At 44.4% G+C, this 14,767-nt stretch carries 4 protein-coding genes and 2 pseudogenes; 1 reads left to right on the top strand and 5 read right to left on the bottom strand.

Annotated features, from left to right (window positions below; all coding sequences use genetic code 11):
• Window positions 1-77 precede the first annotated feature (77 nt).
• A pseudogene (locus tag QUB24_RS31695) lies at window positions 78-353 on the bottom strand (IS1 family transposase); the annotation flags it as partial.
• A gap of 68 nt (window positions 354-421) precedes the next feature.
• Window positions 422-2,036 (bottom strand): annotated as a pseudogene (locus QUB24_RS31685) (IS1634 family transposase); the annotation flags it as partial.
• Window positions 2,037-2,494: 458 nt separating this feature from the next.
• Here QUB24_RS31685 and QUB24_RS31680 point away from each other — a divergent pair.
• Window positions 2,495-12,883 carry a DUF4347 domain-containing protein gene (locus tag QUB24_RS31680; RefSeq protein WP_333157518.1) on the top strand — a complete coding sequence of 3,463 codons (10,389 nt, stop codon included), beginning with the start codon at window positions 2,495-2,497 and terminating at the stop codon, window positions 12,881-12,883.
• A gap of 309 nt (window positions 12,884-13,192) precedes the next feature.
• Here the strand turns inward: QUB24_RS31680 and QUB24_RS31675 are convergent, their stop codons facing one another.
• The 3 genes from QUB24_RS31675 to QUB24_RS31665 form a co-directional block, all read right to left on the bottom strand.
• Complete coding sequence (locus QUB24_RS31675; RefSeq protein WP_333157517.1) at window positions 13,193-13,381, bottom strand: hypothetical protein; 189 nt, start codon at window positions 13,379-13,381, stop codon at window positions 13,193-13,195.
• Window positions 13,305-13,592 carry a tyrosine-type recombinase/integrase gene (locus tag QUB24_RS33715; protein ID WP_445300448.1) on the bottom strand — a complete coding sequence of 96 codons (288 nt, stop codon included), beginning with the start codon at window positions 13,590-13,592 and terminating at the stop codon, window positions 13,305-13,307. The genes QUB24_RS31675 and QUB24_RS33715 overlap by 77 nt, the downstream gene beginning before the upstream one ends.
• Window positions 13,593-13,693: 101 nt before the next feature.
• Window positions 13,694-14,542 (bottom strand): arylamine N-acetyltransferase, encoded by an 849-nt coding sequence (locus tag QUB24_RS31665; RefSeq protein WP_333157515.1) that lies wholly within the window; start codon window positions 14,540-14,542, stop codon window positions 13,694-13,696.
• Between the last annotated feature and the right edge of the window lie 225 nt (window positions 14,543-14,767).

The following is a 14,767-nucleotide window of genomic DNA, read 5'->3' as shown; positions in this document are numbered from 1 at the left end:
ATCTTATCTTCTCTGTTTGACCCTCACGAGTGAGTGTCAGTAACATGATACCTCATCTTTCGCTCGAAAGGCTATATTTGTGGTTCATAAAAATCTGGCAAGAGTTTTCCTGCTTGTTTTACCCAATTAATAATTGTAGTATGATGCACATTCTTGACTCTTTCAATTGCTCGAAAACCCATGCCATTAACATACATTTTTAGGCATTCACGTTTCACTTCTTCGGAGTAGCCTTTTTGAGCTTGATAATCATCTATAAATTGTCTATTACATTTGACACAGATATAATTCTGTTGGCCTTTTTTATGACCATTTTTATTGAGATTAGTTGACTGACATTCAGGGCATTGCATAATGTTGTATTTTAATGAGTGTTATTTTTTGGTACTCGCACGACCACTTCATCATATCCTAATTCAGCAACGCCAGAAATTTGTTGAATCCCTTGCAGGCTCACAAGATGAATCGATTGAAAAATCTGGCAAATCCAACGGAGCGTCGGTCGATTAGTTTGTTTACCTAACTGATTTTTTAATTTTGAATTAGTGCGTTGCAAATTGTGACGCAGTAACCTTTGACCTAAAGTATAGACCAACAAACACAAACCCATTACCAATGCCAAAGCTTCGATTCTTTCCGGCGACTTGAGAAATACACTGTCCGTAAAAAATAGCGGATATTTCAAGAATCCAAACCCTCTTTCCGCTGACTGCTGTTCCTTATATTTCACAATCATATCGTCAGGCTCTAATTGCTTAGCGTCCAGCACGTTAGTGGCGAGAATAAACCTGCCACAGGCTTTGGTTTATTGGGCGAGCGCACCTGTATCTGGTTCCAGTTTTGCTTGAACTTTAAATCTCAGTTTTCGAGCTGGATTTCTCGCGAGCATTTGTCGTATTAGTATCAGTTTGTGCTGTAATTTCTTTGCTACTAACTTGGGTGATCTTGTAAAATTTTAGTTGTTTGGATAAGCGATGAGCTGCTGCGGCAGCATCTGCGGCACAAGCAAATTCAATTTTTGAGAGTTCTTGCAGTTTATTCTCAGCTTCAGCTTTGGCTTTTTTGAGTTTTTTTTCGAGTTTTTGTCGGTCTGACTCGCGTCGCAAGCGGCTCTCTACTACTAACCATCTTTGTTCAATTCCACCATAATTACTTTTGTGTTTTGACCAACTATATCCACTCACGGAACTGGATGTAAATTCTGCTTCATTTAACTGAGATACCAGTTGCTGCGATTGTTTTAGGCTCAACGGTACGCGAGTTAACCATCTTAAATTGGTTAACATGGATAAATTGGGGGCTGAATATAATGCACCCGAAGCAACCATTAAACTGTCCAGATTTAACTGTTGTTTAAACTCCTGACAAATTGATGTGAATACGGCACGATCTGATTCATTTCCCGAACCCACCCGTAAAAATAGTGGTACATCTCCATCGCTACTACAAATTAAATCTAAAATGAATTGTTTTAAGTCGGGCCTGTGGTCGCGGGAGTAGCCGTAGGTAATCTTAATTGGTATGGTCGATGACAGAGGTTTAGTGGAATCGCGATCTCCGCGATCGAGTGCCGTTTCTGACTCGATAACAGATACAGATGCTAGCTCTGATTGGTATTTTCCATGCAGGTGAAAGGAACTTGAATCTAAATGGGATGTCTCTGTATCGATCTCAAATTTTTGAGCTGCGGAAGCGGCGATAGTTGTAAATATTTGGCTGCTTCCTGCCAAATATAACTTGTCTAATACTCTACCTAAGCGGTATTCGTTCAGGTGTGATGCTTGAATACCTTCACCCATTAAATGTTCGATTGCTTTGCCTTCAAAAAATTTGGGAAATAAGTATAATGGAGCCCAAACGTGCCCTAACCCATTGATAATCATCGCTTTGACTGCCTGACCCGGACTGACAATCTCACCCGGTTGTTCCCCTATTAACTCGTTGATTTTTTGGACAATTCCTATTTCATCAACTAGACCTGCTATCAGACCAAGATGGTCGAGGTTAGAGACGGTTATCTCAGTTGCTTGATGCACGGGCTTCTTGAGTTCGAGCGAGTTGTTTGCTACCTGAGTTTAGACTATTTTTATCCGCAGCGCTGCACAGAGGACGACTGGTTTTTGTTGTTCCTTTACACGAGCGCACATTTTCATCCTGAATCGTTTTACCAAGCTTTCGAGCGACACAGGTTGGTTGTTGTCGCGCGCACTTAATCTCCAACGATCTTTCACAGAAGCACTTCCGTCGGCTGTATTTTTCAAAATTGACCACGAATCGCGATCGTGACACGGCTTTCTGAGTATTTCTACTCAAATCTCACCGACCGATCGACTCTTCCTTCCCACCCCAACTGTGTGTGTGCCAGTTGAGGGTGCGGAATGTGGGTTAAAAGAAATTGAGAGATGCCGTTCTCACTTCTAGTATTATTGTATAAGTCATCTATTCGCCGACATAGATTTTCTTGAATAATCCTTAACCCAGGGAATAGCCAGCCATGAATTTCACCGGATCAACCCATTCCAGTACCTTAGTCTTCATAGATTCTAACGTTACCGATATTAATCATCTGCTCACGGGTCTTGCTTCTAATACCGAAGTGATCACCCTCGATACAACCCAGGATGGAATTGAACAAATTACCCAAGCGCTCTCAGAACGAAAAAATATTGACAGCATTCAAATCGTTTCTCACGGTGCAGACGGACAGCTACAACTCGGCGCCACAACATTAACCTCTAAAACCCTCAACACCTACACTCAACAGTTAAGCCAGTGGGGTCAAGTGCTGAACCCCCATGGAAATATTCTACTTTTAGGCTGTAATGTCGCCGCTTCAGACGCCGGAAAAGCCTTTGTACGACAGTTAAGCCAGATCACAGGAGCCAATATTGCCGCCTCCGATGACCTCACCGGAAATGCTAACCTCGGTGGAGACTGGCTATTAGAATATGCAACCGGGTTAATTGAAGCACCTCTCGCTTTTCAACTCGCCGCGATGGAAGCTTACGAAGGCGTACTTGCGAACTTTCCAGTTAGCAACGCCGATGAATTGAGAAATGCCATCAATCAAGCGACGAATAACTTTGAAGCCGATCAAATTACTCTAACAGGTCAGATTGCCGGATTTAATGAATCCTTTGGCATCGAGCTTCAAGATAACGAACCCCTCTCCATTATTGGCAACGGTCAAACTATTGATGGTGGGAATAACACTCAACTCTTTAATATTGTTAATGGAAAAGTGGTTCTCTCCAACCTTACCCTTCAAAATGGTTTAGCCAAGGGAGGAGATGGCGCTGGTGGCGGTGGCGGTGGTTTGGGTGCGGGGGGTGCGTTGTTTGTCAGTGGTGGGAACGTCACCGTTGAGAATGTCACCTTTAACAATAACCAAGCCCGAGGCGGTAACTCTCCGAATGGGGCAGGCCGTGGCGGTGGGGATGAGAACAGCGGTGCAGCCGGAGGTAATGGGGGTGGCTTCAATGGTCTCTTTACAACGGGTGATTTTGCCATAGGTGTTGGAGGTGGGGGAGGAGGAACAGAAGAGAATGGTGCAGCCGGAGGTAATGGCAACTTTGGCGGTGGCGGTGGCGGTGCTGGCGGTGGTGGTGGGGGAACAACCGCACCCGACATTGGTGGTAATGGAGGTAATGGGGGTAGTGGTGGCTTTGGTGGCGGTGGTGGCGGCGGTGGTGGCGGCGGCCGAGATTACGACACTGTTGGCAGCGATGACGATGGGGCTGGCGGCGGTGGCGGTCAAGGAGGAGAATTTGGCGGAAATGGTGCTGCGGGTGCTGGCGCTGGTGGTGGTGGCGGCCAAGGGGGTGGCGGTGCTGGTTTAGGAGGGGCAATTTTCGCGAACCTTGGTGCATCGTTAAGCTTAATTAATGCAACGTTTAATAATAACCGTGCTGAGGGAGGTACGGGAGCAAATAACGGTCAAGGTCGAGGGGGGGCAATTTTTGTGAGGGGTGGTGCGACAGTTAATGCTGTTGGTACAAACTATAGCGGAAATTCTGCTTCAACTGGGGAGAATGAGGTTTATGGAAATATTGGGAATCTTACCCTTCCGACATTAACAGTTTCTAGTTTCACAACTCCGGCGGAAGCAAATACAAATGGAGCATTCCGACTAACACTTGATCAAGCGTTTTCTAACGATATTACCGTTAATTATAATATTGCTGGAACGGCAACCAAAGATACAGATTATACGATTCCCCAAACCATTGTGATTCCGGCGGGTCAAACCAGTGCTGAAATTCCAGTTACTGTAACAGACGATATCCGCTTTGATCCGAATGAAACGGTTATTTTAACCCTCGCAGTAGGGACTCCAAATTTTTATACCATTGGTGCTGCTAGTAGTGCCACACTAACCATTGATGACAACGAACCGGAAGTTAGTATCACCGCCGGAACCACTCCCAAAGAAGCGAATGAAGTTTCTGGAACGTTTAATATTAACTTAACCCGACCTGCTCCGGATGGAGGGTTGGGAATTCAATATACAGTCGCAGGAACGGCTAGCAAAGATGACTACACTGCCACGTTAAATGGTGCAGAAATTCCGCCGGATTCTCTGATTATTCCGGCTGGAGCCAGTACAGCGTCAGTTAATATTAAACCCGTTGATGATAGTTTAATAGAAGGGCAAGAAACGCTAAAATTTACGTTGATTGAACCTGCTAATTTAGAACCTTATGCGGTTAAAGATGATGCAACCGAAGCAACTTTATCAATTACCGATAACGAAAAACTACCCATTGTTAAACTTGGAAAAATTGGCAACCCTTCAGAACAGGGGCCAACTTCGGGCAGTTTTAGCATCTTTTTAGCCGATCCAGAAACAGGCGAACCGTTAAAAAATCCCCCGTTAAACAGTGAAGGACAAGCTTTAGAATTAGAAGTATCCTATGAAATCACGGGAACGGCAAATAACGGAACCGATTATTCTAAGATCTTAACGTCTCTAATTACCATTCCCGCCGGAAAAACGAGCGCCGCTTTACCTGTAGAAACCTTACAAGATCTCATTGATGAAAACGATGAAACCGTTACGATAACCCTCAAAGATATTAAATCCAATGATGCGATTTATACCATTGATACGACCCCTGCAACCTTAAATTTAACGGATAATGATACGGTGGGAATTACCGTTTCTCCGATTAACGGTTCTACCCATGAACAGGGAGGAGAAGCTGGTTTTACCGTCCAACTGAATAGTCAACCCGAACAACCTGTTACCTTCAATTTTACCAGTTCTGACACCACAGAAGGAGAACTTCCAACCCCATCAATTACCTTTGATAGTAGTAATTGGAATCAACTTCAAACGGTTAAAGTGAAAGGGGTTGATGATAGCGAAAGAGATGGCGATCGCACCTATGCTATCCAAACCACAATTAGCACTGAAGATCCTAATTACAACACACTGAGCTTAGAAGATATCACCGTCACCAATATTGATGACGAAACCGAAAACGTCTTAATTTCTCAGTCCAATGGAAGCACAGAAATTAGCGAAGCGGGTGAAACGGATAGCTTTGAAGTGGTGTTAACGGGTTTTCCGATTAATGATATTGTTGTTAACGTGACCCCAGATTCACAAACGGATCTCGGTAACGGACTCGGACAACCGATCGCTTTAAATTTCACCCCAGAAACAGCAAGTACCCCACAAATAGTAACTGTTAAAGCCGTTGATGATGATGTTGTTGAAGGCGAACATCAAAGTACAATTAGCTATATTGCCAATAGTATCGATCCGCTTTATGCAGGTTTAAAAGGGGAAATAAACGCTGCGATCGCAGATAATGACAATCCAACTGTTAGCGTTAAATCGGCTGGAAATGGGAGTGAACAAAGCATCGTTCCTGGTGTTTTTCAGTTAACCTTAGATCATGCCGCACCCAGTGAAGGATTAACCGTTAACTATACCATTTCAGGGGTGGCAACGCCAGGGGGAGATTATACAGCCGTTGGTTTAAATACCGTTTCAAAAACAGGGTCAGTTTATATTGCACCTGGACAAACCGGAGCTAATCTAAATATTACCCCGATTCAAGATTTAATCACCGAAACAGGCGGAGAAACCGTCACCCTTCAATTAGAAACAGGTGCAGGATATAACATCGGAACAGCCACACCAGTTAATGTTATTATCACCGATGATGATGTTGCAGGTGTCCGAGTTTTGGAAACCGGAAATGGCACTCAAGTCGTTGAACAAAATGCCACGCCACCGAATATTAATAAAGCCGACACTTATCAAATTTCCCTCACCAGTTCCCCAGCCGTCGGTGAAATTGTTACCATTACACCGAATTATAATGCTGCCAATTTACAACTCCTCGACGCGAACCAAAATCCCATTACCGAAATTACATTTGACTCCACCAACTGGAATCAATCTAAAACGATTACCGTTGTTGGTTTAAATGATAATCAACCCGGAACCCTCGAACAACTGATTACCCACAGTACCAGCAGTACCGATCCAACTTCTTCCTACAATACTGGCTTAGAAATTGATGAAAAACCCCTTCCTAATGTCACCGTTGCGATTACTGAACCGACTTATAATTCTGCGGAAATTGCCGACGGATTAGGATTACTACTCGAACGCATTGCCGAAAGTTTGCGGCAAATGTTTAAAGATACCAGCGTTCCAATAATCGGTTCTATGAGTGGTTCTGAACCCGCATTTATTGACACCATCAAAAATAATATTGTCAATGCGGTTAAAAGTACCGCTAACCTCACGCAAGACAAGTTAAAAACGTTACTCACCGACCAATTAAAGACCATTTTTCCCGATGTAAACGTGATTTCATCGGCTCTCCCAGAAGACGTTTCGTTTAGTATTAATTTGGGGAAACGTTACGCTACCGCAGCCAATTTATCGAAAGATTTTGGTTTACCGGGTTTGGGTTTAGAAGTCGAGGGTCAAGCGGAAGCAAGTTTTGAATACGGTTTAGACTTAAAGTTTGGCTATCATCAAGATTTTGGCTTCTATGTTGACACCGCAGGAACCAAACTTTCAGCCGATGCGTTGGTGGGTTTAAACGATAACTTTAGCGCGAAAGCAACCTTGGGTTTCTTGGATTTAACGGTTAAAAATGGTGCTGAAGATACCGTCAATGGCGGAACTAAAAAAACCCAAGCTTCACTGGATGCTAACTTTGCATTGAAAGATATTGATCTGGATGCCGAAGGAAATTTAATTGCCGATTCTGGGGATGAAAACCGACTCACGTTAACCGAATTAAAAGGATTTAATCAACTTCGTCAAACCAATCAAGCTACCCTTGAAACTTTGTTTGATCTCAAGATTGAAGCAGGGGCTCAAGTCGGGTTAAATGCTAAAACGAGTATTCTCGGAAGTTCTGCCATTCCTTCCTTTAATTTCGAGGTAGCGGGACAATTTGATATCCTCAAAGTAGACGGTTTTAAAGTCACTGGCCCCCAAACCCCGCAAATTGATTTTCAAAATGTTGCGATTGATATTGGCACGTTTGTTAGCAACTTTGCCAAACCGGTTTTAGAACAAGTTGATAAAGTTTTGCAACCGTTTCGGCCTCTCGTTGATGTTCTAATTCAAGATACTAAATTACTATCAAAATTAGGATTAGCGGGAGTCTTTGATAAGAAATGGCCGATTCCCAATGGGGGAGATGGTCAGGTTTCAACCTTAGAATTAGCGGATGTTATTTTAAAGGTTTTAGGGAACGAACTTCCGCCCAAAGTGTATCAGTTTTTAGATACATTCATCAAGGTTGATAACTTCGTCAAGCAAGTTAATAGTTTACCTGCGGGTGAAACCATTCTCATTCCCCTTGGTGATTTTAAGTTGCCTAAATTGCAGGATTTAAGCAAACTGAGTGAGAGTGAAGTTGATACGATCGCTCAGAATACAACAAGCTTGAAAGCAGATTTTGAGCAAATCTTCCAAACCGCAACAGATACTGCTAAAAAGCAAGCGGCGGAATATTTGAAAGGATTAACCGCCGATCTATCTTTACCCAGTCTTGAATCTGTTCTCGCTCTTCAACAAAACGTTACTCTGCTCGAAACTGAACTCAATAACCTTCTCCAAACCACCCCGGATAGTGCGAAAAAACAAGCGATTCAATTCCTAAAAGATTTTGCTGATCGCCTACCTTCATCGCAATTTGCTGATTTTAGCAAGCTGAATTTAAGCGAGATTGAGCAACAAGCGAGCGATGTTAAAACCGAACTGGATAAAATTATCCAAAATGCCGATACCTCTAGCAAAAAAGCAACCACTGAATTTACGAAAAGCTTCACCTATGGTGATGGTAAAACCGCCTCTCTCTTTGACATTCCCCTACTCAAAGATCCGAAAAAAGCGATGGGTTTATTGTTAGGTCAAGATGTCTCTTTATTTACCTTTGATGTTCCTGAAGTTGCCTTTAATGTTGGGGTGCGACAAACCTTCCCAATTTGGGGGCCAATTCGGGGTTTACTGGAAGGTAAATTTGGTGCTTCCGCCGACTTTGCAATTGGGATGGATACCTTCGGTTTGCGGCAGTGGAAAGCGAAAGATTTTGCCGCTAATGAAGCTTATCGCATCCTTGATGGGTTCTATATTAGCGATCGCGAAAAGCCGGATGGGACAGGCGCAGATGTTGCAGAAATTAAGCTGAATGCCACCGTTGCAGCAGGCGCAGGTATCGATATTGTCGCTGCTTCTGGTTATCTCAAAGGCGGAGTTGAAGGGTTATTTAACCTTGATTTAGTCGATAAAGGGGAAGCGAATAAAACTGATGATGGTCGCATTCATGCGATCTCTGAAATTGTTCCTCGTTTTGATGATTTGTTAAGTTTAATCGGAGAAGTTAATGCGTTTCTCGGTGCGGAAGTTAAGGTGTTTGGTGAAACGATTTATGATAAGCATTTCGCCACCTTTAACTTAGCAAAATTCAAAATTGGGAACAGCAGTATCGGAAAAGTACAGGATGGTTATATTTCGGGAGGCAAGGTTTTCTTAGATGCTAATTTTAACGGCATTCAAGATTTCGCTGATCTCAATAGTAACGGAATTCGCGATTTTGAGGATCTCAATAATAACGGAATTCGCGATACTTATTCAGCACCCGATCTTGATACCGGAGAAATCATTCAACTGCTTGAAGCTTTCAGCGAACCGTTTAGCGAACCTAGCACAATTACCAATGCAGATGGTAGCTACGATCTGAATATTTTCAATACCTTTGATACAAATGGCAATGGAATTATTGATGCCGATGAAGGTCGAATTGTTGTTATTAATGGGGTTGATACCTCAACCTTCCTCCCCCAAATTGTTCCGCTAACAACCACCCCCACAGCAACTATTGCTTCACCCCTAACCTTGTTAGCTTCCCAAGGTTTAACCCCTGATTTTGACGGAGCTAAAACTCAAGTCAAAAATGCGTTTAGTCTGCCGTCCGCGTTAGATTTATTAACGGATATTCCGACGGATGTAGACATCAAAGTTCTGGGGTTACAGGTAAAACTTCAGAATCTGATTATGGCAGCAACCCGAAGCCTTTCCGAAGCACCGTTTATCGGCTTACAAATTGATTCAGCCGAGGTTAAAAATCAAGCGGGTTTACTGTATCTCGATCGCAACGGAAACGGTCAGTTTGATACAGCAGAACCCGAAGTCATTAGCGATCAGGCTAATGGTGGAATTCGTTTTCTCGATCTGGATGGTAATGAACAATTAGATAGTGGAGAAGTCTCTTCTCCCGTTGCAACCGCCGGAATTGCTAAAGCTGTATTCCAAACCGTTGCCACTTTAATTCAGAACGGAGAAACACCCAACTTAAGTGATGAAACGGTTGTTAAAACGTTGCTAGAAAATGCTATTTCTGGTTTAACTCAACAAGACCCGAATTTAACTCTGGATGCCGATATTTTAACCGCAACAGTTGCAGAAATTATCGGGAAGAATCAAAGCGTTGATAGCATTCTCGCCAATACGGCTTTGGATGAAGCTACTGCTCGTCAGCAAATCGTCAAACCTTGGGTTTTCTTTGATGCGAATTATAATAAAGTTCAAGATGCAAACGAACCCTTCGCTTATCAAGCCAGTGATGGGACGAATGAGTTAGAAATTCCCGTTGCTCAATTTGATGCAAATGGCAATGGTCGCCTCGCTCCGAATGAAGGAGAAACCCTCGAAGTTGAAGCTTCTGAATCAGTCGAATTAGCAACAGGTTACTCGCAGCTTGTGACGAATCCGTTTGAAACTTTAGTTCGATTATTAGCTGAACCTGTTGATCCCGAAGCCACACAAACCCAAGTTAAAACGGCTTTAGGGCTTCCTAATGTTGATCTCTATAACTTTGACCCGCTCAAAGCAATTGCAGAAGGGAATCCAGACGGTTTAATTGTCTTCAGCAAACAAGCGCAAATTTATAATACGTTGGTGCAATTAAGCCAGTTTCTCAGTAGTTCTAGCGGTGAAGCGACCAATCGCATTTTAGAAGAACTCACGAAACAGATTAACCAACCGAATGTAACGCTAAATTTGAGTGATTCAACCCCAATTCAAGCACTCATTCAGGTGATTAATCCTAATATTTCGGCAAATACGGCGGCGGGTGTTGCGAATATTATTGTTGCTGGAAATATCCGCATTGAGCAATTAGTTTCCGACTCAACTCTGAACTTGGTTCAAAAAGCAACAGAAATTGCGAAACTTCAGCAGGTTGTTCAAGGAAAAACAGCCACCGATTTACAAAAAGTGGGAGCAGGAACGTTATCCATTGAACAAGCGATCGCGGCTCATACGGATGAAGCTCTTAATACTCAAATTCAAGCTTCAACCGCTCAAGATCCAACCTTCCAACTCGATCTAATCAATAATAATCCAACGGCTGAAGCTGATGCTAATATCACAACCTTGGAAGATACTCCAATCACAATTAATGTGCTGGAAAATGACACAGAGACTGATAGTGGTGACTCCCTAACAGTAACAATGGTTGGCAGTTTAGCGATTGACGATGGGGGACAAATTACAGCCATTCTGCCAGAAACAAGCCAAGGTGGAACGTTAGAAGTGAGCGAGGATGGAAAATCAATTACCTATACTCCTGCTGTTAATTATTTTGGTGAAGATAGCTTCTTTTACCTGATTAAAGATAGTAAAGGCAGTGTTGCGAATGCGGAAGTGGCAATCAATGTTACGTCCGTTAACGATGCTCCTGAACGGATCACCGAAATTCCTGATCAGTTGAATGTTCAGCAGGGTCAGCCATTTACCCTCGATGTCTCTCCTAACTTTAGTGACCCCGATGGGGATGTGTTGGTGTTCTCAGCCGCCGGACTTCCAACTGGCTTGAATATTGATCCGGTAACGGGCATCATTAGCGGTACTCCCACTGTTGGCACTGTTAGTCCGTTAGCGATGGGCTTCGCCCAGCCGGAGGCTATCGCAGTTACGGCAACTGATACCAGTGGAGCAACCGTTAGCGATCAGTTCGACTTGAGCGTTAACGCGCTTCCTCAACCTACACCGCAACCGACACCGCAACCTACACCGCAACCGACACCGCAACCTACACCGCAACCGACACCGCAACCTACACCGCAACCTACACCGCAACCGACACCGCAACCTACACCGCAACCTACACCGCAACCTACACCGCAACCGACACCGCAACCGACACCGCAACCTACACCGCAACCGACACCGCAACCTACACCTGCACCCGCACCCGCGGAAACACCTGCACCAACGCCTGCACCAACGCCCGCACCTGCACCAACGCCTGGGGAAACACCTGCACCATCGGGAACACCGACACCAACAGATACACCAACGCCAACAGCGCCAATACCGACACCAACGCCAACAGCGCCAACACCAACAGCGCCAACACCATCGGGAACACCGACACCATCGGAAACACCGACACCATCGGAAACACCGACACCATCGGAAACAACTAATAACCTCTTAGACGATGAGTGCATCTGCGACCAAATTACCTATCCCAACTTAAACCGACCAAACTCAGTTGAAAACACCATACTCGGCGCATCCGGCTTTCAAATAGGCACTGCCCAAAACGATGAATTACTAGGTAGCAATGCTGCCAATATATTCGAGGGCAAATCCGGAGATGACAACTTCTACGGTGGTGGCGATAATGACATTATTAATGGCAACCAAGGCAATGACTTCATCGCCGGAGGCAAAGATGAAGATACTCTCTACGGAGATGAAGGAAGCGACATCATCCTTGGCGAGTCGGGTAACGATTTAATCTTTGGAGGCAAAGGCAATGACTTGTTACATGGTCGCGAAGGTATTGACATCATTTATGGCAACAAAGATGATGACTTCATTGATGGTGGCAAGGATAATGACACCTTATATGGAGGCACAGGTAACGACATCTTGCTTGGCAGTCAAGGTGATGACAATCTGTTTGGACAGTTAGGTTCAGATACCATCTGCGGCGGTGAAGGTAATGACTTAATCAACGGTGATGAAGGAGCAGATATCCTGGGAGGGTGTGCCGGAAATGATACTCTTTTCGGGGGTGCAGACAATGATACTCTCACTGGTGGCAAAGGAGCCGATCTCCTTGACGGAGGCATGGGAAATGATAGTTTAATTGGCGGTAGCGGCAACGATATCTTTGCCTTAACAACTGGTCAAGGATTTGATATCATCGCTGATTTTACCGTCGGTCAAGATTTGATTGGATTAGGTGGTGGTTTGAGTTTTGGACAGTTAGAAATAACTCAAAACACTCAGGGAACTCTCATCAAAAACCTCTTGACAGGGGAGCAGTTAGGTGTGATGGTTGGAGTGAGTGCCAATGCGATTACATCTGCTAATTTCCGGCTGCTCTAGGGAAGGAAGGAAAAGTGCGAGATCCCATTTAATCCAACATGGATCTTGCACTTAACCCACAAGTCTAGATCCAAAATTGAGTGCACTTGAGAAGCCCTACTTGTGTAAGCCGTTGGGCTTCTCGCCTTCATGCTCAACCTTTTCTAAACCATCTTCTACCAATTTTCTAAAGCCCTGCTACAGATAGAGACTCTAAAATAAATTCCCATCCCGTCAAATAAGCAATAACTTCCACCCTCAACTTATTTGACTCTTTTTGCAAGGCTGCTCTCAACTCTTCTATTTGGTCACATCTCAACTGTCAAGAATCTAAAATCTGAAATTATTTGACCAAAAAGAGCGACCGATATTCTGTTGGCTGTCGGCAAGTGCGATCGCACTTGCCGACAATCCACAAGAACCGCCCAACCCCAAACGCCCACTAAGTTGCCAGATACAGATTGCTAGAGTCGTTGGGTTTGGCGTGTAAATATTTAGAAGTCGTGGCCACCGACGCATGACCCAAATTTTGACTCAGCAGATGAATCGGGGCCCCACGGTTCAGCGCATGGCTCGCGTGGCAATGTCGCAACCAGTGAGCGCTAGTCTTCTCCGAGATGCCCGCGCGTTTCTCCGCTTCCTTCACCAAGTGCGTCACCGAAATCCTGTGCAAGCGGCCACCGTTAGCCGCTTTCCGACTCCTGAAGATTGGCGAGCGAATTCCCAGCATCCCCTCTGCTGTTCAAAAGTGCTAGATACAGAGACGCAGGAAGTAGAACCACGCGAGTCTTGTCGCCCTTGCCATAAATCGAGAGTTGCCCACTTTTACCGTTAGGTCATCGCACACGATCGCTCAATTAATTGTTGTAACATCCGATCGATCTGGGCGATCGCTCCCAGGTTGAGACAAAAAACGCTCTCAAGGGTAGCGCGGAACTCTGCAACCGTTGAAAGGACACGATGTTCTGTTCGACCATCCAAATAATGCACTGTAAACTGATTATTCCACAAGGCATAACGACAATTTGAATCCGGTTTTGCCACCATCAAGTTAGTAACAAAAATAGAGTTGGGATGAGTTGAAACATACCAATTACTCACCTCATAATCGGGTAATTCTTGCTCCTGAAGGTCGAATTTGTAAAGGGATTTCCACTCCTGCTTGATATATGCTTGCATAATGTAGCTGCGCTCCGCTGCGATCAATCGAAATGGTTCATGGGATGTAGGTTGTTCAATATCCGGTGTCAAAGCAAGCGGCGCGGTAAGCGTTAATCCTCCGAATCCCACATCTGCAATGTATGGCTCTCCATCAATATTGACCCACAGCACCATATGACTGCGAGGTGCGATCGTCCCGGACGGCAAATTCCACAGCACGCGGGCTGCCAAATTCTTTACCTGAAAGCCAAGAGCAAGCAAAACAGCCCGCAACAGTGAATTTTGCTCAAAACAATAGCCGCCCCGTCTCTCGTTGATTAGTTTTTGTTGCAAGGATGCTAAATCCAGCTTCACAGGTTGTTTCAGGAGCGAATTGAGGTTTTCAAAGGCGATCGTTTGGGAATGTCGTTGATGAATTTCCTGTAACGTTGTCAGCCTGGGCGAGCAGTCACCACTATAGCCAATTCGTTGAAAATAGGCATCAAGGTCGATCTCAGTCAGTGGTTGTTGCAATTGCATATTTTATTATCAGAGTCAATGCTGAGTTTCTTCATGGGGAGCAATTAATCATTATGTATCCAACGTTCCTTCATGTTTAGCATCGGAGAAATCTATGATTTCGATCGCTCCTTCACGTCGAATCATCCGCTTCCCCTGCCGATCGCTCCGGGAGTATGTCACTTTTGTAGTGAGTAATTATACTTATGCAGCTTTTCCCTGATTTCCAATTAACCCGTTCAAGTA

This window comes from Microcoleus sp. B9-D4, from assembly GCF_036705105.1.
Taxonomy (GTDB): domain Bacteria; phylum Cyanobacteriota; class Cyanobacteriia; order Cyanobacteriales; family Microcoleaceae; genus Microcoleus.
This window is presented reverse-complemented; position numbering and strand designations above follow the sequence as displayed.